The sequence below is a fragment of the Pseudomonas sp. FW305-96 genome, from assembly GCF_058783825.1.
This window is the reverse complement of the sequence record NZ_JBYSYW010000009.1, coordinates 112,825-135,638: the sequence shown is the minus strand read 5'-3', so window position 1 is coordinate 135,638 and position 22,814 is coordinate 112,825. Positions and strand designations below refer to the sequence as shown.

The window sequence follows — 22,814 nt, the reverse complement described above, 5'->3', positions numbered from 1 at the left end:
AATGGGTGCGCACCGTAGCAATCGCGGCAGTTGGCCAACTTTATGAACCTTGCTAATGATTGTTAAAAAGTTTCAACGGCATCGATCTGCCGTGGCCTTTGAGCGGCGGTTCATCATCGCTGCGCCGGCGGACGGTCATCGTGGTGTTGGCGCGGCAGCCGGGCATGACGGTCTGCCAATGCCATCAGGCGCGGCACAAGGCCGCCCCGGCAGGTGGGGCGGCATAGGCACGCTCAGCGCCCGGTCGCTTGCTCGATGAGCAACTGCCAGTTGCGCGCCTCTTGCCAGTCGGCGGCAAAGGGCAGCTGAAGCCAGTAGGGATGCTGGCCAGCGCTCTGCAACTGCACGTGCAGGGTGAAGGTGCGCACGGTGTCGTGGGTGGTGGTCGAAGTGGAGCGGGACTTGCCGCCGCCGATCATGCCGAAATGGTTGTTGAACGCGTAGACGTTGCGCCAGCCGTGCTTGGTGGTGGTCTTGGTAGTGCTGCGGGTGACAGCCTGTTCGTCCACGCGCACTTGCTTGACCACCCGTGGCGCATCCATCAGTGCGTGGCACTCGCCGGTTTCCGGGGCCAGCACATACAGCGCGTGGCTGTCGGGGAACACCGCCAGCATGCGCCCGCCGCGGCACACCCAGCGGTATGGCCCCAGGGCCTGGCTGGCCAGGAATGCCTTGCCATGCTCCATGCGCGCCGCATCGAGTGTGCGCCAGGCCTTGTCCAGCGCGCGTTGGCGGGGGTACCACAGTACCGACACCGGGTAGTACAGCAGCCACAACAGGCACCAGAGCAACACGGCATAGATCGGCCCGCCGATGTAATGGCCCTGCCAGATCCACTTGAGCATCAGATAGGCGCAGTAGGCGGCTTGCACGCCCATGAATGCCAGGGTGACCTGGCGCCGGCGCTGGTGCAGGCTGGCCTCGGCCTGCCGCACCTGTTCAAGGGCGCGGCTGAGCGGCTCGGGTGTGGCGGTGAGGAGGGTATCGGCGGCGGTAACGTGTTGCTGAACTGACATAAGGCATCCTGCGCATGAAGGCTACGCGCCACTCTGGGCGCGACGGGCCGGGAGTATACCTTGGGTAAAACGCAGGGTTCGAGCCGGGAGCGGGCGAGGAATGCCAGTACTTCGTTTGCTGCTCGGTCAGTGACTTTTCCGACGGACAATGCGCATGGCTATAGGCGTATTACTCGTTGAACTCCGCAGCGACGTCGGGCTGCCGGGAGGGCGATTTCGAGGTGGCCGCTTCGAACCACACCGGCCACGAACTGCGCTGCCGGTTCTCCACCTGCACACAGGGAATCAGCCGCTCACGCAACACCTCGGTCCTGCCCACGCTCACCGCCAGCCGATACTTGGCGCTGTGCACGCATTCCCGATCGCCAAACTCGCAACGGTCCAGGCGGGTGCCGCCGCACGGCCCGTTGGCCAGCCCCTTGGGGCAGGTCTCGGGGCAGATATACAGCGTGTCCTCCAGCCGGCAACTGCCACAGGTATCGCAGCCCACCATCGGCCGTTTGATACGCCGCTCCAGCTGATGCAGCCACTGCGCCGCCGTGGGGTTGGCCCACAGTGGCCGGGTCACGGCCCAGCCGAAGGCCTTGCTCAAGGCGGTGGTGCGGCTGAACAGCTGGTGGTGCATCGCCGACAGCAGGTGATAGCGAACCTTTTCCTTGTTGGAGGCGGTGATCTGCCGCTGCCCGAGGCGCCAGGCGTGCCCGGGTGGATGGAAGGTGATTGGCTCAAGGTCCGCTTCCTGCCAGGCCGCTTCCCAGGCCGGGGTCCAGTCTTCCAGTGAGGTGAACTGCGGTTGCAGTGCGCTGATGGCCTGCTCCAGCGCCTCGAACTGCGCCACCTCGTGGATACCGGACAAGTGCACCCCGGCATAGCCCATCAACTTCAGGCCGATCACCTGCAAGGCCAGGCGCTGGTTGGCGCGCTCCTTGGCGTAGGTCCTGGAAACCGCTGCCTCGGCGGCCAGCAGTGCGCGCATCGATGGCGTGACGGTCACCCCGGCGACATGCTCGAGCATCCCGGCACGGCCTTCGGTCAGCGCCATGATGCAGGCCATCAGCGGCTTGGGGCGGGGCTGGCGCTGCATCCAGTCGAAGGCTTCCTGGTGTTTGTCGATATCGAAACCGAGTTGCAGGATGAACAGGTCGGCCCCGGCGGCGAGTTTCTTTTCGGCCTTGCAGTACTGCGCGCCGCCTTCGGCCTCCTGATACTTGAACGGATTCAGTGCGGCGGCCAGCAGCCAGTGCGGCCGGGCCTGGCGAACGATCTGCAGGGCGGCGACGGATTCGAGGTAGCGCACCGGGCGCTCGCCCGGGACGTGGCCGGGCAGGCGGTCGCCGGTGAGCAGCAGGAGCTGGTCGAGGCCGGCGGCGTCCATGCGTTGCAATTGCGCCAGCAGTTCGCGACGTTCGCGGTCCTTGCCTGAGAAGTGCAGCAGGGCGGGGACGGGCTCGGCCAGGCTGTTGAAGGCGTCCAGCGGCGACATGTCCAGGGCGCTGCCGACGCGGTCGCCGATGGCCACGGTCAGCGGCCAGCCGCACAGCTGGGTGCGGGCCATGAGGGTGTCGAGGGTGGCGAAACGCTCGGCGCTGGGCTTGGGCACGAACTCCAGGATGCAGGCGAAGGCGTTGGCGTCCAGGGTTGTTTTCAGCAGGCTCATGGCGTGTGGGCTACCGGGTTGGGGCAGGGTGGCAGTGTGCGACAGGTGGGCGGCGTTGGCATGTCTGATTGCGCGGGTGAGTGTGTTGATTGAGACATTTGGGTCACCTGGGGCGACGTCATCGCGGGGCAAGCCCGCTCCCACGAAGCCTGCAACAACTTCGATGGCTGTAATGGCTCATCACAGGAATTGGTACTATGAACAAATCTTGAGTTCATCTCAAATTTAATGAGTTTGTCTCACATTAAACCGCAGCCCAGAATATCCCTCATTCATTTTAAAAAGATCGAGGGACCACGACATGGCACTGGCACACAACCTGGGTTTCCCACGTATCGGCCGCGACCGTGAGTTGAAGAAAGCCCAGGAAGCGTTCTGGAAGGGCGAGCTGAACGAAGCCGGCTTGCGCGCCGTGGGCCGTGAGCTGCGTGCCGCCCACTGGCAGGTGCAGAAGGATGCCGGCATCGACCTGCTGCCGGTCGGCGACTTCGCCTGGTACGACCAGGTGCTGACCCACTCGCTGACCTTTGGCGTGATCCCCGAACGCTTCCGTGCCAAGGACGGTGCCAAGCCGACCCTGCAGACCCTGTTCGCCATGGCCCGAGGCGCCGTGGCGACGGACCGAAGCGATAGCTGCTGCGGTGGTGCCCACGCCCAGGAGATGACCAAGTGGTTCGACACCAACTACCACTACCTGGTCCCCGAGTTCAGCGCCGACCAGCAATTCGCCCTGAGCTGGGAGCAGCTGTTCGAGGAGGTCGAGGAGGCCAGGGCCCTGGGCCATGCGGTCAAGCCGGTGGTGATCGGCCCGTTGACTTACCTGTGGCTGGGCAAGGCCAAGGGCGCCGACTTCGACAAGCTCGACCTGCTCGACCGCCTGCTGCCGCTGTATGACCAGATCTTCAACCGCCTGGCGGTGCAGGGCGTGGAGTGGGTGCAGATCGACGAGCCGATCCTCGCCCTCGACCTGCCGCAGGACTGGAAGAACGCCTACGAGCGGGTCTACAACATCCTCCAGCGCGCGCCGCTGAAAAAACTGATCGCCACCTACTTCGGCGGCCTCGAAGACAACCTCGGCCTGGCCGCCAACCTGCCGGTCGATGGCCTGCACATCGACCTGGTGCGTGCGCCGGACCAGTACCCGACCATCCTCGACCGCCTGCCGGCCTACAAGGTGCTGTCGCTGGGCGTGGTCAACGGCCGCAACGTCTGGCGCTGCGACCTGGACAAGGCGCTGGAGGTGTTGCGCCATGCCCATGAGCGCCTGGGTGATCGCCTGTGGGTGGCACCGTCGTGCTCGCTGTTGCACAGCCCGGTGGACCTGGCCCGTGAAGACCTGCTCGATGACGAACTGAAAAGCTGGCTGGCCTTCGCCGTGCAGAAGTGCCGCGAAGTGACGTTGCTGGCCAAGGCACTGAACCAGCCCGAAGCCGACGAGGTACTGGCGGCGCTGGCGCAGAGCCGCGCCGTGCAGCGCAGCCGCGCCACCTCGCCACGGATTCACAAGCCGGCGGTGCAGGCCCGTGTCGCCGCGATCAAGCCAACCGACAGCCAGCGCGCCAGCGCTTTCGAGCAGCGCATCGCCAAGCAGCGCACCGGGCTCAACCTGCCGGCGTTTCCGACCACCACCATCGGATCGTTCCCGCAGACCGCGGCCATCCGCCTGGCGCGCCAGGCGTTCAAGCAGGGCACGCTGACCGAGGCCGACTACATCGAGGCCATGCACAGCGAGATTCGCCATGCAGTCGAGATCCAGGAAAACCTCGGTCTGGACGTGCTGGTGCACGGCGAGGCCGAGCGCAACGACATGGTCGAGTACTTCGCCGAGCAGCTGGACGGCTACGTGTTCACCCGTTTCGGCTGGGTGCAGAGCTACGGTTCGCGCTGCGTGAAGCCAGCGGTGATCTTCGGTGACCTGAGCCGCCCGAAGGCGATGACCGTGGCCTGGATCACCTACGCCCAGGGCCTGACCCGCAAGGTGATGAAGGGCATGCTGACCGGCCCGGTGACCATGCTGATGTGGTCGTTCCCGCGCGAGGACGTGAGCCGCGAGGTGCAGGCACGCCAGCTGGCGCTGGCCATTCGTGACGAAGTGGTCGATCTGGAGGCCGCCGGCATCAAGATCGTGCAGATCGACGAGGCCGCTTTCCGCGAGGGCCTGCCGCTGCGCCGCAGCGCCTGGCCGCGCTACCTGGAATGGGCCACCGAGGCGTTCCGCCTGTGTGCCTCGGGTGTGCGGGACGAGACGCAGATCCACACCCACATGTGCTACAGCGAGTTCAACGATGTGATCGAGTCGATCGCGGCAATGGACGCGGATGTGATCACCATCGAGACCTCGCGCTCGGACATGGAGTTGCTGGAGGCGTTCGAGCGTTTCGCCTACCCGAACGAGATCGGCCCGGGGGTGTACGACATCCACTCGCCGCGAGTGCCCGCCAGGGAAGAGATGGTCAAGCTACTGCGCAAGGCGGCACAGCGGATTCCGGCCGAGCGGTTGTGGGTGAACCCGGATTGCGGCTTGAAGACCCGTGGCTGGCCGGAGACCGAGGCAGCTTTGGTGAACATGGTCGCCGCTGCCCGCGAGTTGCGCGCTTCGGCCTGATCCCATCGCGGGGCAAGCCCGCTCCCACGTAGGTTCATTCCGGCGTTGTGGGAGCGGGCTTGCCCCGCGATTGGGCCCGCGCATGTTCCCCGGACTTCGGCTAGAGTGCCCGGACATCCCTGCCGAAGCCCTGCCATGAAGCCCATCCACCTCACCCTGATCTGCCACGCCCGCACCGCGGCGCAAAGGGTGGGGCGTTTCGCTCTGGATAGTGAGCCGTTGCTGGAGTTGCCCTCGCTTGTGCCTGAACCGGCGGTGCGCTACCTCAGCGCACCGGAGCTGCGCGCCCGGCAGACGGCCGAGGGCCTGAGGGCGACGGTTGATGAGGGGCTGCGCGACTGCGACCTGGGCACCTGGAAAGGTCAGCCGCTCAAGCAACTGGATGAGGCCGCGTTGCAGGCGTGGCTGAGCGACCCCCATGCCACGCCTCACGGCGGCGAATCGCTGGCCGCCCTGTGCGAACGTGTTGCCCGTTGGATGGACAGCGCCCTGGGCGAGGGCGAATGGACCGCCGTCACCCACCCCTTCGTCATCCGCGCCGCAATGCTGCATGCGCTGGGCGCGCCTCTGCACACCTTCCACCGCATCGATGTGCAGCCCCTGGCCAGTGTGCGTTTCAGTCATTACGGTCAGTGGCGAGTGCGACAGGCCTAGCGCCGCACCAGCGCCGGCACGACGCGAACATAGACCAGCTCGCTGACCAACTCCACCAGCGTCTGGGTAATAACCGCCGCCGCCGCCAACGCCCGGATCGACTCAGGCAGCGCCAACGCCAACGGCAGCACCACCAACGAATTACGCGTGGCGGCGCTGAAGGTCACCGCCCGGGCCTCGCCTGTGGACAACTTGAACAGCCGCGCCGCAAACCACCCAAGCAACGGCGCCAGCAAAGCGAAGCCGACATACACCGGCACTACCGGCAGCAGGTCGTCCAGCCGGCTGGCGACCACGCCGATCTGCGAGCCGATCACCGCGATCAGCACCAGGGCCATGGCCGGCACCGGCAGCCAGGCCCAGGCATCGTTCCACTTCGAAACCAGCGCAGAGCGCCGCGCCCCGGCGCTGGTGGCGACGGCCAGCAGCAGGGGCAGCGCGATCAGCAGTACGAAGGCTTCGACGAATGGCGCCACGGAAATCTCCACATGGCCGGCGCCACCCAGCATCAACGCCAGGTACAGCGGCAGCAGCGCCAGTTGCACCAGCAACAGCACCGGCGTGGCGGCCAGGGTCAGGCGCGCGTCGCCCTTGCCGAGGTGGGTGAACACCACCACATAGTCGATGCACGGCGTCAGCAGCACCAGCAGGGCGCCGACCAGCACGGCGGGGTGTTCGACCAGCCCGCGGGTTCCAGCCCAGACCAGCAGCGGCACCAGCACGAAGTTGGCCAGCAGCAGCGCGCCCATGAAGCGCCGATTGCCAAGCCCCGCGCGCAGGTCGAGGAACGGGATCTGCAGGAACATCGCGTACATCAGCACGGCAATGGCCGGAGTCACCAGCGCTTCGAGCGCGCCGGCGGCGCCGGGTGCGAGCAGGCCGAGCACGGCGGCCAGCGCCACGGCGACGAAGTAAAGGGGGATCTGGTTTTGCTCGAGTTGCTCTCTGTCCACGGGCGGCCTGGCATTTCCGACTGGATTACTGGGGCAGGCAGGGTACTATCCGGCGCAGTCCATAGGGAGTGATTCGATGAGAATTCTGGTGGTCGGTGCAAGCAAGGGATTGGGCCAGGCGCTGGTGCAGGGCCTGGGTGGGCATGGCGATACGCTGATCGGTGTGTCGCGCAGCAGGCCGGTGGCGTTGCCGGGCGCGGCGCAGTGGATCGAGGCCGACCTTGGCCAGCCGCGCCAGGCCGCGGCGATCATCCATGAGGCGGTGGCCGACGGTGGACTGGACGTGCTGGTGTACAACGTCGGCATCTGGGAGGCGCGGGCCTTCGAGGAAGGCTACAGCTTCCTCGATGATGACGAGGCGCAGATCGAGCGCATGGTCGACACCAACATCACCGCGCCATTGCTGCTGATCAAGCGCCTGCTCCCGGTGCTTCTCAGGAGCGAGCGGCCACGGATCATCCTCACCGGCTCCACCTCCGGCCTGCCGGGCAGTGGTCGCCCGGAGGTGACCTTCGGCGCCAGCAAGTTCGGCTTGCGCGGCATCGCCGAAAGCCTGCGCGAAGGTTTTCGCGAACAGGGCCTGGGGGTGAGTTGCCTGAACCTGGGCTACCTGAACACCGAGGATGGCCTGGACGTGCCGCTGGCCGAGGCCGAACGGCGGGGCGAGGGCGCGCTGATCCCGCTGCACGATGTGGTGCAGGTGTGCCGGATGATGCTGAGCCTGTCGTCGGCCAGCTATGTGCGCGACATCACCTTGCCGGCGCTGCGCGACGAGCGCTTCTGAGCTGCGAGGGCGCGCACTGATGCTGAAAAGGCCCGACAGGAGAACCCGTCGGGCCTGGGCGAAGGTCTCAGCTGACCAGGCAGATCGCCCGCAGTTTTGAGCCTTCGCGCACTTGCGTGGTGGTATCGCCGAGCCATTGCTGGGTATCGGTCTTCTGCTGTTTGGAGAATACGTCTTTGACGTTGTTCCAGCTTTCCACCGACAGCTGGTAGATCGCCTGGGACAAGGTGTAAGACGATTGGAAGGTGATGGTGCCCTTGTGACTGGACGCCTTGATGGTGAATTCGCTGGCGTACAGCATGAAGTTCACCGAGCCGCTGTCGCCGGTTTGCAGGATGTTCTGGTTGAAGTTCGACTGGCGCTCGGTCTGCTCGGAATAGGACAGTGCCGCATTCACCAGGCTGCTCAGGGACTGTTTGATCTGCTCGACATCCTGGTTCTTCAGGCCGATGAAGCCTTTGACGAATGAGTCGACCAGCGCGTTGGCGTCATGGCTTTTTTGCTGGATCTGCGTGACTTGCGCTGCCAGCAGGGAAAGGAACGGGATTTCCGCGATCTGCTGGGTGAAGGCGATGAAGTGCTCACGGTCACCGGCGGACTTCGGCTTCTGGTCGGTCGGCTGGTCCAGTGGGTTGTAGCCGGAGCGTCGGCGGGCAATGTCGATGGCCGTCTGCAGGCCTTCGTAGATGCTCACTGGTGCGCTGCCGGGGCTGACGTTGGCGTCCGCATCCTTGGCATAGCTGCCGGTCGCCGTGCCCTTGGCCGGGCTGAAGAAGGGGTTGATGGCATCCGCGCCGCTGCGCATGGATTGGCCAGTCGCCGTGAGCAGTTGGCGGTTGTAGTCCTGCGCGAAAATGTTGCCGCGCAGCGCGGTGGATTTTGCATTCGCCTTGGTTTCCGTCAGCCAGGCGTGGGCACTTTCTTTTTCCGATGGAATTGCTCCTGGAGCGTGCATGTCAAATCCCTTTAGCAGATTTATTTATAGGGTCGATTGCGTTTGAACTTAAGCAGTTCAGGGAGTGCCTGACACAGGTTAGAGGGCGCCTTGAAAGTGTCAAAGTGCTGTTTTGGTGGCAGTCGGAAAGTAGGGGGCGCTGGCGAGAGTATTCGAATTAATGGCGCAGCTGCTTATCGTGAGGGGTTAAGTTGATGAGACGTTAAGTGTTCATTTGAATATGTTTGTTTCTTTAATGAGCTCTTTAAAGCTGCACTATTAATTACAACTAGTGCTTGTGGATGGCGATTGTTCAGGGTGGGCAACAGGTCTTCGGGGCCGCTTCTGCGGTCCATCGCCAGCGGGCCGGCTCCCACCGAAACAGCGCATGGCTATCGGGCAGTGCGAACGGGGTGGGAGTCGGCTTGCCGACGATGGGCTGCAAAGCAGCCCCAAAGCCGTCAGGTCAGCGTTCGATTGCCAGGGCCACGCCTTGGCCGCCGCCGATGCATAGCGTCGCCAACCCTTTCTTCGCATCGCGCTTGATCATCTCGTGCAGCAGGGTCACCAGCACCCGGCAGCCCGACGCGCCGATCGGGTGGCCCAGGGCAATGGCGCCGCCATTGACGTTGACCTTCGCCGCATCCCATTCCAGCTGCTTGCCCACCGCCAGCGCCTGGGCGGCGAAGGCTTCGTTGGCTTCGATCAGGTCCAGGTCGGCGAGCTGCCAGCCGGCCTTGTCCAGGCAGCGCTGGGTTGCCGACACCGGGCCGATACCCATGATCGCCGGGTCCACGCCGGCGCTGGCGTAGGCCGCGATCTTCGCCAGTACCGGCAGGCCCAGGGCCTTGGCCTTGCTGGCGCTCATCAACAGCACCGCGGCGGCGCCGTCGTTGAGGCTGGAGGCGTTGCCGGCGGTGACGCTGCCGTCTTTCTTGAACGCGGCGCGCAGTTTGCCCAGGGACTCGGCGGTGGTGCCGGGGCGTGGCTGCTCGTCGGTGTCGAACACCAGCGGTTCGCCTTTTTTCTGCGGGATGTGGATCGGGGTGATCTCGGCCTGGAAGCGGCCGGCCTCGATGGCGGCCACGGCCTTGCGCTGCGACTCGGCGGCGAAGGCGTCCTGCTGCTCGCGGGTCAGGCCGTACTTGTCCACCAGGTTCTCGGCGGTGATGCCCATGTGGTAATCGTTGAAGGCATCCCACAGGCCGTCGCTGATCATGCTGTCGACCAACTGGCCGTGGCCCATGCGCTGGCCAGTGCGTGCCGAGGGCATCACATAGGGCGCCAGGCTCATGCTCTCCTGGCCACCGGCGATCACCACCTCGGCATCGCCGCAGCGGATGGCCTGGGCGGCCAGGTGCAGGGCCTTGAGGCCCGAGCCGCAGACCTTGTTCAGGGTCAGGGCAGGTACTTCGTAAGGCAGGCCGGCCTTGACGGCGGCCTGGCGGGCGGGGTTCTGCCCGGCGCCGGCGGTGAGCACCTGGCCGAGAATCACTTCGTCGACCTGGGCCGGGTCCAGCTGGGTCTGGGCCAGCAGCTGGCGGATCACCGCAGCGCCCAGTTCCACGGCGGACACGTTGGCCAGGGCCCCCTGGAAGCTGCCGATGGCAGTGCGGGTGGCGGCGACGATGACGACTTCGTTCATTGTTGTTCTCCAGGATACGAGCGTGATCGTCACAGCATCCGCGCCTGGGGCTTATTTGAGAAGTTTGTTTTTCTTTGCCATTGATCCGAAATTCAAATGAATGATCGTGGCGGCGCGGTGCCCTCATTCGCGCAGAACTAAGCTTGGCCGGTCACAGTGCGGTTTCCAGTCAACCTGAACGGAGTTGCCGACCATGCGCCATTCAGTGATCGCCCTCACCCTGCTGCTGGCCAGTGCCGGTGCGTTCGCCAGGACCGAATGCACCAGCGCCGACCGCAGCACCTGGCAGGATGCCGACAAGTTCCAGGCCCAGCTCAAGGAGCAGGGCTACAAGATCAACAAGTTCCAGGTCACCAAAGGCAATTGCTACGAGATCTATGGCTTCGACAAGGATGGGCGCAAGGTCGAGATCTACCACGACCCGGTGACGGGCAAGGCGGTCAAGACCGAGATCCACAAGTGACGGCAAGCGTGCGGCTATGGGATCCGTTGCTGCGCGTGAGTCACTGGTCGCTGGCGCTGGTGTTCTTCGCCAACTACTGCTTCAACGAGGCCGGTGACGACTGGCATCAGTGGCTGGGCTACTACGCTTGCGGCTGCCTGTTGCTGCGGCTGGTGTGGGGCTTTGTCGGGCCGCGCAGCGCGCGCTGGGCCGACTTCTGGCCCACCCCGTCGAGGTTGCGGGCGCATGCCCGGGCGTTGTGGCGCGGCGAGCGTTACCACCGTATGGGGCACACGCCGATCGGCGCGCTGGTGATGGTGTTGATGATGCTCGGCATCGCCAGCCTGGGGGTGAGCGGCTGGATGATGCTCGAGGTGGATGCCTTCTGGGGCGCCGAGTGGCTGGAGACGCTGCACAGCCTGTTGGCCGATGGCTTGCTGGCGCTGGTCTGCGTGCACCTGCTGGCGGCGCTGGTGGAGAGCGTGCGCCTGCGCGAGAACCTGCCGTGGTCGATGGTGACCGGGCGGCGGCGCTCGCCGGAGGATTGATGAGCCTGGGGCCGCATGGCGGCCCTTTGCCGTTCAGCGCACGGTGCTGGCCTGGATCGCGGTCAAGGCGATGGTGTGCACGATGTCGTCCACCTGCGCCCCGCGCGGCAGGTCGTTGACCGGCTTGCGCAGCCCTTGCAGCATCGGCCCGAGGCTGACGCAGTCGGCGCTGCGCTGCACCGCCTTGTGCGTGGTGTTGCCGGTGTTCAGGTCGGGGAACACGAACACTGTGGCCCGCCCGGCCACCGGGCTGGCGGGCGCCAGCTGTCGGGCGATCTCGGGGTTGGCGGCGGCGTCGTACTGCAACGGGCCGTCGATCAGCAGGTCGTGCTCGGCCTGCTGCGCCAGGCGCGTGGCTTCGCGGACCTTCTCCACCTCCTCGTCGCTGGCCGCCGAGTCGCTGGAGTAGCTGAGCATCGCCACCCGTGGCGCGATGCCAAACGATTCGGCCGACTCTGCGCTCTGCCGGGCGATCTCGGCCAGCTCGGCGGCGCTGGGGTGCGGGTTCATCACGCAGTCGCCATAGACCAGTACCTGGTCGGGGAACAACATGAAGAACACCGAGGACACCAGGCTGCTGCCCGGCGCGGTCTTGATCAGTTGCAAGGCCGGCCGGATGGTGTTGGCGGTGGAATGCACCAGGCCCGAGACCAGGCCGTCGACTTCACCGAGTGCCAGCATCATGGTGCCGATCACCACCGGGTCTTCCAGCTGCTGCTCGGCCATCGGCGCATTGAGGTTCTTGCTCTTGCGCAGGTTCACCATGGGTTCGACATAGCGGCCACGGATCACCTCGGGGTCGAGCACCTCCAGGTCCGGCGGCAGGCTGATGCCCTGGGCGCGGGCCACGGCCTGCACCTCCTCGGGCTTGGCCAGCAGCACGCAACGGGCGATGCCCCGGGCCTGGCACAAGGCCGCGGCCTGCACCAGCAAGGGCTCGGCGCCTTCGGGCAAAACGATGCGCTTGTTGGCCTGCTGGGCACGCTGGATCAACTGGTAGCGGAACACCGCCGGTGACAGGCGCAGCTCGCGTGGCGTGCCGCAGCGCTGGTGCAGCCAGGCGGCGTCCAGGTGGCTGGCGACGAAGTCGGTGATGAACTCGGCGCGCTCGCGGTCGTCCACCGGGATCTCGCGGTTCAGCGAGTTGAGCTGGTTGGCGGTGTCGTAGGAGCCGCTGCTCACCGACAGGATCGGCAGGCCGGCCTGCAGGGCGCCGCGGCACAACTCGAGGATGCGCGGGTCGGGCTTGCTGTCGCTGGTCAGCAGGAGGCCGGCCAGGGGCACGCCGTTGATCGCCGCCATGCACACGGCGAGGATGATGTCGTCGCGGTCGCCCGGCGTCACCACCAGGGTGCCGGAGGTCAGCAGCGGCACGGTGTTGGCCACGGTGCGCGCGCAGATGATGATCTTGCTCATGCGCCGCTGGTCATAGTCGCCGGGGTTGAGCACCTGGGCGCCGAGCAGCTCGGCCACGTCGCGGGTGCGCGGGGCGTTGAGCTCGGCCTGGTAGGGGATGCAGCCGAGCAGGCGGAAGTCGTTGCCGCGCAGCAGCGGCGAATGCTCGCGCAGGCGCATGGCGAAATCGGCCATGCTTTCGTCGGTGCGCACCTTGTTGAGGATCACCCCCAGCACCTTCGGGTCGCGCGGGCCGCCGAACAGCTGGGCCTGCAGTTCGACGCGGCCGGACAGCTCGCTGAGCACTTCGTTTTCCGGCGCCGACACCAGGATCACCTCGGCGTCCAGGCTCTTGGCCAGGTGCAGGTTGACCCGGGCGGCATAGCTGGCGTGACGGGTCGGCACCATGCCCTCGACCACCACCACGTCCTTGCCGACGCAGGCCTGCTGGTACAGGCGGATGATCTGTTCGAGCAGTTCGTCGAGCTGGCCGTCACCGAGCATGCGTTCGACATGGCCCAGGCTCAGGGGCGTCGGCGGCTTGATGCCATGGGTGCGGGCGACCAGTTCGCTGGAGCGCTCCGGGCCGGTGTCGCCGGGGTGCGGCTGGGCGATCGGCTTGAAGAAGCCGACTTTCAGCCCGGCGCGCTCCAGGGTGCGCACCAGGCCCAGGCTGATGGAGGTCAGGCCGACACCGAAGTCGGTCGGCGCGATGAAAAATGTCTGCATGCGTGCTTCTCGGAATAAGCGGTGCAAGGAGTTCAGCGGCCAAGGGTAGCGCTAACGGCACCTTGAGCGCACCAGCCGCAGGCGAATGTCTGGCCGATGCGCCGGGCGCGTTCGTTGGCATCGAGCACCCAGGGCCGGGCCTGCCACGGTGGCTGGTGGCGCAGATGCTGGGTGTGGCCGCAGGACAGCTCGACCACCCAGTGCCGCTCTTCGTCGAGGTGGAAGCCGGTGATCCGACTGATGGGCTGCTGTTGGTCCGCGCCGGGTTCGCAATCGGCCGATGCGTTGGTTACACTTGTTCGTTCTATATTCTTTTGCAAAAGGTCTTGCCCCATGCTGATCGCCGCCAACAAGGCTGTCTCCATCGACTATACCCTCACCAACGACGCAGGTGAGGTCATCGACAGCTCCGCCGGTGGTGCGCCGCTGGTCTACCTGCACGGTGCCGGCAACATCATCCCGGGCCTGGAAAAAGCCCTGGAAGGCAAGCAGGCTGGTGAGGAACTGACCGTTGCCATCGAACCCGAAGAAGCCTACGGCGAGTACTCCGCCGAGCTGGTCAGCACCCTGAGCAGCAAGATGTTCGAAGGCGTCGACCAACTGGAAGTCGGCATGCAGTTCCACGCCTCGGCGCCGGACGGCCAGATGCAGATCGTCACCATCCGCGACATCGACGGCGACGACGTGACCGTCGACGGCAACCACCCGCTGGCTGGCCAGCGCCTGAACTTCAAGGTCAAGGTTGTCGACGTGCGTGACGCCAGCGAAGAAGAAATCGCTCACCGTCACATCCACGGTGAAGGTGGCCATCACCACTGATTTTCTGCGCTAAGCTCAGAGAGTCGCCAGGCGCTCGGGCAAGCCGGACTTGCCCTCCTCGGGAGGGTGGACGGTTTGGCCGCGCGCCTTTTTCGTGGGCGGGATTCGCCCCTGCGGCAATCGGAACCTGAGAGGGGATTTCATCATGAGTGCATTTCACGACCTGACGTTGAAGGCGCTGAACGGCGAGGACCTGCCCCTTGCACCGTTCAAGGGCCAGGTGGTGCTGGTGGTCAATGTCGCCTCCAAGTGCGGCCTGACGCCGCAATACGCTTCGCTGGAAAAGCTGCACCAGCAGTACAAGGGCCAGGGCTTCAACGTGCTCGGCCTGCCGTGCAACCAGTTCGCAGGCCAGGAGCCTGGTAGCGACAAGGAAATCCAGGACTTCTGCAGCCTCAACTACGGCGTGAGCTTCCCGCTGGGGGCCAAGCTCGAGGTCAACGGCGCGCAACGTCATTCGCTGTATCGCCTGCTGGCGGGCGAAGGCGCCGAGTTCCCCGGTGACATCACCTGGAACTTCGAGAAGTTCCTGGTCGGCAAGGATGGCCGGGTGCTGGCACGCTTTGCCCCGCGTACCGCGCCAGACGATCCGACCGTGGTGCAGGCGATCGAGAAAGCGTTGGCCTGATCATGGTTTGCCCAGCGCCGGCCCGCCGGCGCTGGGCAACAACGCAGCCCCGGGCGATCTAGAACTCTACCGATGTCTGCACGTAAAGCGTGCGCGGTTCACCCACGTACTTGCCCTTGTTGTTGTCGTCGAACGAGCGGGTGTAGTACTCGCGGTTGAACAGGTTCTTCACCCCCACCGCCACCTTCAGGTTCGAAAGCGCAGGCCCGAAGTCATAGCCGGCGCGGGTGCTGACCAGCATGTAGCCGGGGATGCGCCCGGTGCTGCCGTCGGCACTCTCGCTGGCGGTGTTGGCGTTATCGGCGTACTGGCTGCTCTGGAAGCTGCTGTCCAGGTTCAACTGCCACGGGCCTTCGGTATAGCCGATGCCCAGCGTGCCCTTGTGGCGCGACGAGAACGGCACCTGGTTGCCCTTGTTCGGGCCGTCTTCACGAATGGTGGCGTCGACGAAGGCGTAGCCGGCATGCACATCGAAACCGGCCAGGGCCGGGCTCAGGCCGTCGAGGGCATAGCGCACGCTGGTCTCGATGCCCTGGTGGCGGGTTTCGCCGCGGGCGATCACCGAGTCGTTGGTCTGGTTGCTTTCGTACTGGTTGTCGAAATTGATCAGGAACGCGCCGATCTCCGCCTGCAGGTCGCCATTGTCGTAGCGGGTGCCGACTTCCCAGGTGCGCGCCTTCTCCGGTTTCACCTCGCCACTGCTGACCCGGTTGGGCATCTGGCTGTACTGCACGCTGCCGAACGAACCTTCGGTGTTGGCGTACAGGTTCCAGTGGTCGGTGAGGTGGTACATCACGTTCAGTGCGGGCAAGGCGGTGTTGTAGCTGCCCTGGTACTGCTGGCCGTTGAGCTTGTTGCTCTGCCGCGAGTCGATCATCTCGTAGCGGATGCCCGGGGTGATGGTCCAGCGGCCGATGTCGATACGGTCGTCCAGGTAGATCGCGTGGGCTTCGGTGCTGCCACGGGTGTCGCGGTCGTTGCGGCTGGCCGTGGTCGGCAGGGCGCCGTTGACCGGCTCGCGGTAACGCAGTTCATGGCCGGCTTCGTTGACGTAGCGGTAGCCGACGCCCAGTTCGTGCCAGCTGTCGCCCAGGGCCAGGCCCTGCGAGAAACGCGTTTCGATGCCGCGCACCCAGTACTCGCGCGGCGACAGCGAGACGAAGCTGCCCTGGTCCAGGTAGCCGCTGCGCAGGGTCTTGGTGAAGAAGCTGTTGACGCTGAACTGGCGGTCGTCCTGCTTGTAGTCGTAACCGAAGTTGAACAGGGTGCGACGGCCCCAGAACTTGTCCTTCAGGCGGGTCGACTGGTACGGATCGGCATCGAAGTCGGCGCTGCTGAGGCCGCCGGGCATCTCGGCCTCGCCCTCGTAGTACTGGGCCATGGCGTGCAGGCTGTTGGCGTCGTCCAGTTGCAGCTTGCCCTTGAGCATCAGGTCGTCGATCTGCGTGTCGCTGTGCTCGCGCCAGTCACTGCCACGGGTGCCGGAGTAGAGCAGGGCGCCGCCCAGGCCGTTGGCGTTGGTGCCGCCGATCAGCAGGTTGGCGCTGTTCTTCAGGCCATCCTGGCTGGACGACGGGCTGAGCTGGTTCTGCATCGCCGCCTTGAAGGTGGCCTCTTCGGGAATGGCGCGGGTGACGAAGTTGACGATGCCGCCGACGTTCTGCGGCCCGTAACGCACCGCGCCGCCGCCGCGCACCACGTCCACGGCGTCCATGTTGCCCAGGCTGATCGGCGCCAGCGACAGCTGCGGCTGGCCGTAGGGGGCGAAGGGCACCGGGATGCCGTCCATCAGCACGGTGGAGCGCGAGGCCAGGCGCGGATTGAGGCCGCGGATGCCGAAGTTCAGCGCCAGGTCGTGGCTACCGGTGCCGTTGTTTTCCGGGGCGTTGACGCCGGGGATGCGGTTGAGCACTTCGCGGGCACTGCTGGCGCCGCTGCGTTCGAATTCATCGCGACGCACCACGTCGCGTGCACCAGGGTGCTCGAAGACGTTGTCCTGGCGGGCCTCGGCCAGCCAATCGCCGACCACGGTCGAGGCGCCCAGCTCGACCGGTGCATTGCCGCCCGTGGCCGGCATCGGTTGCAGGCTATAGGCATTGTCGACCTCCTTACGCGCCTGCAGGCCACTGCCGCGCAGCAGGGCGTCCAAGCCCTGGCCGACCTCGTACTGGCCTTCCAGGCCAGGGCTGCTCAGGCCTTGGGTGAGGCCGGGGCTGAACGAGATCAGCGCGCCGCTTTCGCGACCGAACTGGTTCAGGGCCTGTTCCAGTGTGCCGGGCGCGATGTGGTAGTCGCGGGGCTCGCCGGCCAGGGCAAACGGGGCGGCGAGGATCAGGGCGTAGGCGAGGGGTCTGAGGCGCAGGGGCATGTGACGGAGGTCCTGTGACAAGGGGTTCTGCCTTCTCTGTCACGCGAGGTTCGGGAAATGGCTCAACGGATATGAAATACATGTGCGCTGGAGCCGCTCTTCGTGGGAGCGGGCTTGCCCCGCGATGGCCATGTGTGGCCGCTCGCTTGCCTCTCAGCCGGTTGACGCCGCCTCGAGCGTCACCCAGTACCGGGTGAACCGTCGCACCTTCACCGGGAGTGTCACCTCCAGCATTTCCAGGATCCGTTCACTGTCGGCCAGTGGATACGACCCGGAAATCCGCAGCTCGGCGACGCTTTCGCTGCAGCCCAACTGCCCGAGCCGATAACGCCCAAGCTCGGCGAGAAAATCGCCCAGGCGCATCTGCGACACCACCAGCATGCCGTCTACCCAGGCCGCGCGGTTGGGGTCGAGCGGCGCGATGGCCTGCCAGCCGCCCCCGGCAAACCGCGCCTGGTGGCCGGCCAGCAGCGGTGTGCCGGCCACGCTGGCGCTGCCGCTGAACACCGAAACCAGGCTGAAACCGTCGAACTGGCGCACATCGAAGCGCCCGCTTTCCAGGCGCAGTTCGCCCTGGGCCGTGGCCAGGCGCAGTGGACGGGGATCGTTTTGCACGTCGAGCAACAACTCGCCCTCCTGCAATCGCACCCGGCGCTGCTGGCCGTCGAAACGCACATCGGCGGCGCTGCGGGTGTTCAGGTGCAGCTGGCTGCCGTCGTCGAGGGTCAGGCGACGGCGCTGGCCGACCGGGCTGCGGTAGTCGGCCATCAGCCCGGGCTGCGGATTGTGCTGCTGCAGGCCCAGCCCGGCGGCACTGGCCACGCCGGCCAGCAGCAAGACCTTGAGGGCGCGGCGCCGGGCGGGTGAGGGTGGTGCCTGCAGGGTGGCGTGGACCACTGGCGCGGTCACGCCGCGCAGGCGCTGGTTGACCTGCTGGATATGCGCCCAGGCGCGCTGATGCTCGCTGTCTGCCTGCAGCCAATGCTGCAGGGCCTGGTGCTGGTCGAAATCGGCACTCTGCGACTCGATCAGCCAGTGCACCGCCTGTTCGGCGATCTGCGCCGAGAACGTGCCGTTCACAGGGCGAAGTAGCAGCGCAGGGCTGCCTTGTGCAGGTAGCGTTTGACCGTGGCCAGGGAAATGCCCAGCTCACGGGCGATCTCGCCCTGGCCCAGGCCATCGACCTGGGCCAGCAGGAAGGCGCGCTTGACCAGTGCCGGCAGGCCGTCCAGCAGGCGGTCGAGCTCCAGCAGGGTATCGAAGATAAGGGCTTTGTCTTCCTCGCTCGGTGCCACCTGTTCGGGCACCTGGGCCAGGGCCTCAAGGTAGGCGCGCTCCAGTTCCTGGCGGCGGAAATGGTTGCACAGCACACGCTTGGCCACGGTGGTGAGGAACGCACGGGGCTCGATCAGTTGCGGCGCTTCGCGGGCCTGGAGCAAGCGCACGTAGGTGTCCTGTGCCAGGTCGGCGGCACTCTGCGGGCAGCCCAGGCGCCGTCGCAGCCAACCGGTCAGCCACCTGTGGTGGGCGAGGTAGAGGCCTTCGACGGTGGAAGAGAGGGCGCTGGGCACCGATGCGACTCCGGCGCCGGATAGCGCAACTGGAAGTAAGAATTGTTCGCATTGTATTCATGCCGCTGGTGTTCGGCAATCGCTGCCGACGCAAGGCATGCGACCGCTCGCGCCGCCATGCTTTGCTTATGAGAATTGAAATCATTAGTATTGCAGCCCCAATTCCCGGACCCTCGCCATGAAGAGCAAAGCTGCCGGCCTTCCCCTGAGCTACCGCCTGGCCGTGACCTCACGCAGCCTGGCCGCGCTGCTGGGTGGATACCTGCTGGCGTCGATGGCCAGTGTCTGCATCACCCTGCTTGCGCCGATGACCCAGGCCGACGCGACGATGACCGGGATGATGCTGTCATTCGTCTTCTACCTGATCGCCTTCATCTGGTGCTTCGCCTGCCGCAGCGCCTGGCGCGCCTGGCTGGGCATGCTGCTGCCAAGCCTGGTGCTGGGGCTGATCAACGCACTGGCCTACTGGATGAACCTGCCATGAAAGAAGGCTTCCGCCAGGCCATGGCCTGGCTGCACACCTGGACCGGCCTGATTTTCGGCTGGCTGCTGTTCGCCATCTTCCTCACCGGGACGCTGTCGTACTTCAAGGACGAGATCAGCCACTGGACCCAGCCCGAGGTGCAGAGTCATCCGCTCGACCCGGTAACCAGTCTCGGCCTGGCCCAGCGTTACCTCGAAACTAATGCCGGCCACGCCAGCACCTGGTTCATCCGTTTGCCCAGCGAGCGCGAGGCGGCGCTGAGCGTCAGCTGGCGCGATCCGAACGGCGGTGGGCGCCGTGGCTTCACCGACAAGGAGCTCGACGCGCGCACCGGCGAGGCGGTCGAGGCCCGCGACAGCCGGGGCGGCGAGTTCTTCTACCGCTTCCACTTCCAACTGCAGATGCCGCACCCCTGGGGGCGCTGGCTGTCGACCTTCTGCGCCTTCATCATGCTATTGGGGCTTGTCACCGGGATCATCACCCACAAGAAGATCTTCAAGGAGTTCTTCACCTTCCGCCCGGGCAAGGGCCAGCGGTCCTGGCTCGATGGTCACAACGCCATCGGTGTGCTGGTGCTGCCGTTCCACCTGATGATCAGCTACAGCAGCCTGGTGATCTTCATGTACATGGTCATGCCGGCCAGCATCCTGGCCAGCTACGGCGACAGCAGCGGCTACTTCAACGATGTGTTCGGCCGCGACGAGGTGCCCGAGGCGGTTGCCCAGGCCGCGCCGCTGGCGCCGTTGACCGACCTGTATGCCAAGGTCCAGGAACAGGCGCCGGGGGCGCGCATGGGCTACATCCAGGTGCACAACCCCGGTGACCGCAACGCCCGGGTCACCTTCACCCGCGCCTCGGCCGACAGTGTCGCCTACCAGCGCAGCGCCATCTGGACCTTCGATGGCGTCAGTGGCGAGCTGCTCCGGCGCGGCGCGCCGGAAAGCGCGGCGATGACCACCTCGTTCACCTTCGTCGGCCTGCACATGGGCAACTTCGCCGGGCCTTGGCTGCGCTGGCTGTACTTCGCCTTCGGCGTGGCCGGCACCGCGGTGATCGGCACCGGGCTGGTGATGTGGCTGGGCAAGCGCCAGCTCAAGCATGCCAAGAGCGCACGCATGCCCGGCGAGCTGCGCCTGGTCGAAGTGCTGAACATCGCCAGCATGAGCGGCCTGTTGCTGGGCGTGGCGGCGTTCTTCTGGGCCAATCGCCTGCTGCCGGCAACGCTGGAAGGGCGGGCCGACTGGGAAATCAACGGTTTCTTCCTGGCCTGGGGCGCGTCATTGCTCCACGCCATGCTGAGGAGCGGGCGCCGCGCCTGGGGCGAGCAACTGACGCTGGGCGCGCTTGCGTTCGCCTTGCTGCCGTTGCTCAACGCGCTGACCTCCGACAAGGGGCTGGATCACTCCATCGCCGCCGGTGACTGGGCCATGGCCGGTTTCGACCTGACGGCCCTGGCCACCGGCCTGTTCCTGGCCTGGGCCGCCGGCAAGATGCTGCGCGCGCCCAAGCCGGCCGCCAAGCGTGCGCCCCGCGCCGCCAAGACCGTGGAGGCGAGCTGATGCTGGGAGTTGCGCTGATGGGCTTCGCCGGTTTTGCCGGCCTGTGCCTGGCCATGGAAAAACACTTCAACGACCTGCTCGGGCGCAAGCCCACGGGGCGGCAGCTACGAGCCTTGAAAATCACGGGCTGGGCGTTGCTGCTGCTGTCGTTGATCCTCGCGGTGAATGGGCGCGGCTGGGCCCTGGGCCTGGTGGAGTGGATCGCCGTGCTGATGGCCGGGGTGACCCTGTGGGTGTTCGGCCTGCCCTATCAGCCGCGGCTGTTGCTCGGCGCGGCGCTTGCCAGCCTGGTGTTCGGGCCGCTGCTGGCCGTGCTGGCGGTCTAGGCCCTTGAGCGACTCCGAGGCCGGCGGCGGGCGGGCACGCTTCCTCCAGGTGTTCCTCGCCCAGCGCGCGCGCATGGAGGCGCTGGTCAGCCGGCGCGTCGGCTGCCGCGCCACGGCGTCGGACCTGGTGCAGGACTTGTTCCTGCGCTTCTGGCGGCGCCCCGAGGTGAAGGTCGAGGCGCTCGACACCTACCTGCTGCGCAGCGCCAGCAACCTGGCCATTGACTACCTGCGCAGCGAGGGCAGCCGCGACCGCGCTGCCGTGGGTTTGCACGACCCCGACGAAGCCCACTGCGCCCAGGCGCCCGAGCAGGCCCTGGAGGTCGACCACGACCTGCAACGCATAGAGGCTGCCCTGCGGGCATTGCCCGAACGCACCCGGCAGATCTTCCTGCTCAGCCGCATCCATGGTTGCACCTACGGCGAGATCGCCAAGGCCATGCAACTGTCCCAGAGCGCGGTGGAAAAGCATATGATGCGCGCCCTCGAAGCGTGCAAGGCGAGTGTTGCCGAACCCGCGTCCCCATTGCGCCGGCCAGGGAGCGCCCGTCGATGAGTGTTGAACAGCCGATCACTGCCGCCCAGTCCCAGGCCGCCCTGCGTTGGCTGGGGCGCATCCAGCAGCAGCCGGCGCAGGCCGAGGGCGCGGCGTTCAAACGCTGGTTGCTGGAGAGCCCCGCCCATCGCCAGGCCTATGCCGAGGCCCAGGCGCTTTGGCGCCTGAGCGAGGCGCCGGCGGCGCGGCTGGCGGCCGAGGAACACCAAGGTCTGCAAGCATACCTGGAGGCCATGCGCCGGCCCGAGCGCAAGCGACCGTGGCGCGGCCTGGCGGTGGCGGCGAGCTTGGTACTGGCGCTGGGATTCGCGGCAGGCTGGCAGCCGCAGTTCTGGCTGCAGGACCTGCGTGCCGACTACACCAGCGGGGCGCAGGTGCGCCAGGTGACCCTGGCCGATCGTTCGCAACTGACCCTGGATGCCGGTACCGCCGTGGCGGTGGACTTCGCCCATGGGCAGCGGCGCGTGCGGTTGCTGCGCGGCGCCGCATTCTTCGAGGTGACCCATACCGGCGAACCGTTCCTGGTGGATGCCCAGGGCGGCGAAGTGCGGGTGCTGGGGACCCAGTTCGAGGTGCGCGGGCAGGGTGACGGCGCGCAGGTCACGGTGCGTAGCGGGCGGGTGGCGGTGACGGCGGCCGAAGGGCAACCGGCCCGGGAACTGACAGCCAACCAGCAGCTGGCCTATGCCGGTGGTGTGGCCGCTGGGGTCGAGGCGGTGGACAGCGACAGCCGCCTGGCTTGGCGCCAGGGTTGGCTGAACTACTACCAGGTGCCGTTGGCGCAGGTGATCGAGGACCTGGGGCGTTACTACCCGGGGCGGATCCTGCTGCTCGACGGTGAGCTGGCGCAGCGCAGGGTCAGTGGCAGTTTCCCGGTGGCGGAACCGCTGGCCGCGCTGGATTCGCTGGGCAAGGTGATGGGGTTCGAGCGGCAGACGCTGCTGGGGCGGTTGACCGTTTTGCGTTGACCTACACCGACGCCATCGCGGGGCAAGCCCGCTCCCACGAGTCCGTTCCCATAAGCCATTGCGTGGGAGCGGGCTTGCCCCGCGATAGCGTCGGAACAGCAAAATATTTCCATCAGGTGATGAGGTACCCCACGCCGGCATCCGTGTAGTGAGTGGAACTGCGATTCATTCGC

At 66.2% G+C, this 22,814-nt stretch carries 22 protein-coding genes; 12 read left to right on the top strand and 10 right to left on the bottom strand.

Features of this window, described 5'->3' with window-relative positions:
• Positions 1–233: 233 nt before the first annotated feature.
• Both AC3WL2_RS09670 and AC3WL2_RS09665 read right to left on the bottom strand, forming a co-directional pair.
• Complete coding sequence (locus AC3WL2_RS09670; protein WP_102682135.1) at positions 234–1,016, bottom strand: hypothetical protein; 783 nt, start codon at positions 1,014–1,016, stop codon at positions 234–236.
• A gap of 169 nt (positions 1,017–1,185) precedes the next feature.
• A complete protein-coding gene (locus tag AC3WL2_RS09665; protein ID WP_102682134.1) occupies positions 1,186–2,673 on the bottom strand; it encodes a methylenetetrahydrofolate reductase C-terminal domain-containing protein in 1,488 nt (495 codons plus the stop codon).
• A gap of 301 nt (positions 2,674–2,974) precedes the next feature.
• On the opposite strand from AC3WL2_RS09665, the gene metE reads away from it, so the two are divergent.
• Complete coding sequence (gene metE, locus AC3WL2_RS09660) at positions 2,975–5,278, top strand: 5-methyltetrahydropteroyltriglutamate--homocysteine S-methyltransferase (protein WP_102682133.1); 2,304 nt, start codon at positions 2,975–2,977, stop codon at positions 5,276–5,278.
• Between the two features lie 135 nt (positions 5,279–5,413).
• Positions 5,414–5,932: a histidine phosphatase family protein gene (locus tag AC3WL2_RS09655; protein ID WP_102682132.1), complete on the top strand. Its 519-nt coding sequence runs from the start codon at positions 5,414–5,416 to the stop codon at positions 5,930–5,932.
• Here AC3WL2_RS09655 and AC3WL2_RS09650 read toward each other — a convergent pair.
• Complete coding sequence (locus AC3WL2_RS09650) at positions 5,929–6,885, bottom strand: bile acid:sodium symporter (RefSeq protein WP_102682131.1); 957 nt, start codon at positions 6,883–6,885, stop codon at positions 5,929–5,931. The two genes, AC3WL2_RS09655 and AC3WL2_RS09650, sit on opposite strands and share 4 nt — an antisense overlap.
• Before the next feature lie 76 nt (positions 6,886–6,961).
• On the opposite strand from AC3WL2_RS09650, the gene AC3WL2_RS09645 reads away from it, so the two are divergent.
• On the top strand, positions 6,962–7,669 hold the full coding sequence (locus AC3WL2_RS09645; RefSeq protein WP_102682130.1) for an SDR family oxidoreductase: 708 nt from the start codon (positions 6,962–6,964) through the stop codon (positions 7,667–7,669).
• A 67-nt stretch (positions 7,670–7,736) separates the two neighbouring features.
• On the opposite strand, the gene AC3WL2_RS09640 is transcribed toward AC3WL2_RS09645, so the two are convergent.
• Both AC3WL2_RS09640 and AC3WL2_RS09635 read right to left on the bottom strand, forming a co-directional pair.
• Positions 7,737–8,624 carry a hypothetical protein gene (locus AC3WL2_RS09640; protein ID WP_023631032.1) on the bottom strand — a complete coding sequence of 296 codons (888 nt, stop codon included), beginning with the start codon at positions 8,622–8,624 and terminating at the stop codon, positions 7,737–7,739.
• Positions 8,625–9,069: 445 nt separating this feature from the next.
• Positions 9,070–10,248, bottom strand: a complete 1,179-nt coding sequence (locus AC3WL2_RS09635) for an acetyl-CoA C-acetyltransferase (RefSeq protein ID WP_102682129.1) — start codon at positions 10,246–10,248, stop codon at positions 9,070–9,072.
• 193 nt (positions 10,249–10,441) lie between these two features.
• Between AC3WL2_RS09635 and AC3WL2_RS09630 the strand changes: the two genes are divergently transcribed.
• Positions 10,442–10,711 carry a PepSY domain-containing protein gene (locus AC3WL2_RS09630; RefSeq protein ID WP_046854198.1) on the top strand — a complete coding sequence of 90 codons (270 nt, stop codon included), beginning with the start codon at positions 10,442–10,444 and terminating at the stop codon, positions 10,709–10,711.
• Complete coding sequence (locus AC3WL2_RS09625) at positions 10,708–11,238, top strand: cytochrome b/b6 domain-containing protein (protein ID WP_102682128.1); 531 nt, start codon at positions 10,708–10,710, stop codon at positions 11,236–11,238. The genes AC3WL2_RS09630 and AC3WL2_RS09625 overlap by 4 nt, the downstream gene beginning before the upstream one ends.
• A 33-nt stretch (positions 11,239–11,271) precedes the next feature.
• On the opposite strand, the gene pta is transcribed toward AC3WL2_RS09625, so the two are convergent.
• Together pta and AC3WL2_RS09615 are read right to left on the bottom strand one after the other, a co-directional pair.
• The gene (gene pta / locus AC3WL2_RS09620; protein ID WP_102682127.1) at positions 11,272–13,362 is read right to left on the bottom strand and encodes a phosphate acetyltransferase; all 2,091 of its coding nucleotides are present in this window, start codon (positions 13,360–13,362) and stop codon (positions 11,272–11,274) included.
• A gap of 32 nt (positions 13,363–13,394) precedes the next feature.
• The gene (locus AC3WL2_RS09615) at positions 13,395–13,697 is read right to left on the bottom strand and encodes a DUF3565 domain-containing protein (RefSeq protein ID WP_102682168.1); all 303 of its coding nucleotides are present in this window, start codon (positions 13,695–13,697) and stop codon (positions 13,395–13,397) included.
• Between AC3WL2_RS09615 and AC3WL2_RS09610 the strand changes: the two genes are divergently transcribed.
• Together AC3WL2_RS09610 and AC3WL2_RS09605 are read left to right on the top strand one after the other, a co-directional pair.
• Positions 13,696–14,181: an FKBP-type peptidyl-prolyl cis-trans isomerase gene (locus AC3WL2_RS09610; RefSeq protein WP_046854201.1), complete on the top strand. Its 486-nt coding sequence runs from the start codon at positions 13,696–13,698 to the stop codon at positions 14,179–14,181. The two genes, AC3WL2_RS09615 and AC3WL2_RS09610, sit on opposite strands and share 2 nt — an antisense overlap.
• A gap of 145 nt (positions 14,182–14,326) precedes the next feature.
• Positions 14,327–14,809: a glutathione peroxidase gene (locus AC3WL2_RS09605; protein WP_102682126.1), complete on the top strand. Its 483-nt coding sequence runs from the start codon at positions 14,327–14,329 to the stop codon at positions 14,807–14,809.
• A 58-nt stretch (positions 14,810–14,867) separates the two neighbouring features.
• On the opposite strand, the gene fecA is transcribed toward AC3WL2_RS09605, so the two are convergent.
• The 3 genes from fecA to AC3WL2_RS09590 form a co-directional block, all read right to left on the bottom strand.
• Positions 14,868–17,177 carry a TonB-dependent Fe(3+) dicitrate receptor FecA gene (gene fecA, locus AC3WL2_RS09600; RefSeq protein ID WP_102682125.1) on the bottom strand — a complete coding sequence of 770 codons (2,310 nt, stop codon included), beginning with the start codon at positions 17,175–17,177 and terminating at the stop codon, positions 14,868–14,870.
• Between the two features lie 153 nt (positions 17,178–17,330).
• A complete protein-coding gene (locus AC3WL2_RS09595) occupies positions 17,331–18,257 on the bottom strand; it encodes a FecR domain-containing protein (RefSeq protein ID WP_102682124.1) in 927 nt (308 codons plus the stop codon).
• On the bottom strand, positions 18,254–18,748 hold the full coding sequence (locus tag AC3WL2_RS09590) for a sigma-70 family RNA polymerase sigma factor (protein ID WP_102682123.1): 495 nt from the start codon (positions 18,746–18,748) through the stop codon (positions 18,254–18,256). The genes AC3WL2_RS09595 and AC3WL2_RS09590 overlap by 4 nt, the downstream gene beginning before the upstream one ends.
• A gap of 178 nt (positions 18,749–18,926) precedes the next feature.
• Here AC3WL2_RS09590 and AC3WL2_RS09585 point away from each other — a divergent pair, with 178 nt between their 5' ends.
• Genes AC3WL2_RS09585 through AC3WL2_RS09565 form a run of 5 tightly spaced genes read left to right on the top strand, consistent with a single transcriptional unit; the run spans position 18,927 to position 22,641 of the window.
• Complete coding sequence (locus AC3WL2_RS09585) at positions 18,927–19,232, top strand: DUF3649 domain-containing protein (RefSeq protein WP_094011745.1); 306 nt, start codon at positions 18,927–18,929, stop codon at positions 19,230–19,232.
• Positions 19,229–20,791 carry a PepSY-associated TM helix domain-containing protein gene (locus AC3WL2_RS09580; RefSeq protein WP_102682122.1) on the top strand — a complete coding sequence of 521 codons (1,563 nt, stop codon included), beginning with the start codon at positions 19,229–19,231 and terminating at the stop codon, positions 20,789–20,791. The genes AC3WL2_RS09585 and AC3WL2_RS09580 overlap by 4 nt, the downstream gene beginning before the upstream one ends.
• Positions 20,791–21,117 carry a DUF3325 domain-containing protein gene (locus tag AC3WL2_RS09575; RefSeq protein ID WP_102682121.1) on the top strand — a complete coding sequence of 109 codons (327 nt, stop codon included), beginning with the start codon at positions 20,791–20,793 and terminating at the stop codon, positions 21,115–21,117. Before AC3WL2_RS09580 ends, AC3WL2_RS09575 begins: the two co-directional genes overlap by 1 nt.
• 4 nt (positions 21,118–21,121) lie before the next feature.
• A complete protein-coding gene (locus tag AC3WL2_RS09570; protein WP_256582529.1) occupies positions 21,122–21,673 on the top strand; it encodes an RNA polymerase sigma factor in 552 nt (183 codons plus the stop codon).
• Complete coding sequence (locus tag AC3WL2_RS09565; RefSeq protein ID WP_102682120.1) at positions 21,670–22,641, top strand: FecR family protein; 972 nt, start codon at positions 21,670–21,672, stop codon at positions 22,639–22,641. Before AC3WL2_RS09570 ends, AC3WL2_RS09565 begins: the two co-directional genes overlap by 4 nt.
• Positions 22,642–22,814: the final 173 nt, after the last annotated feature.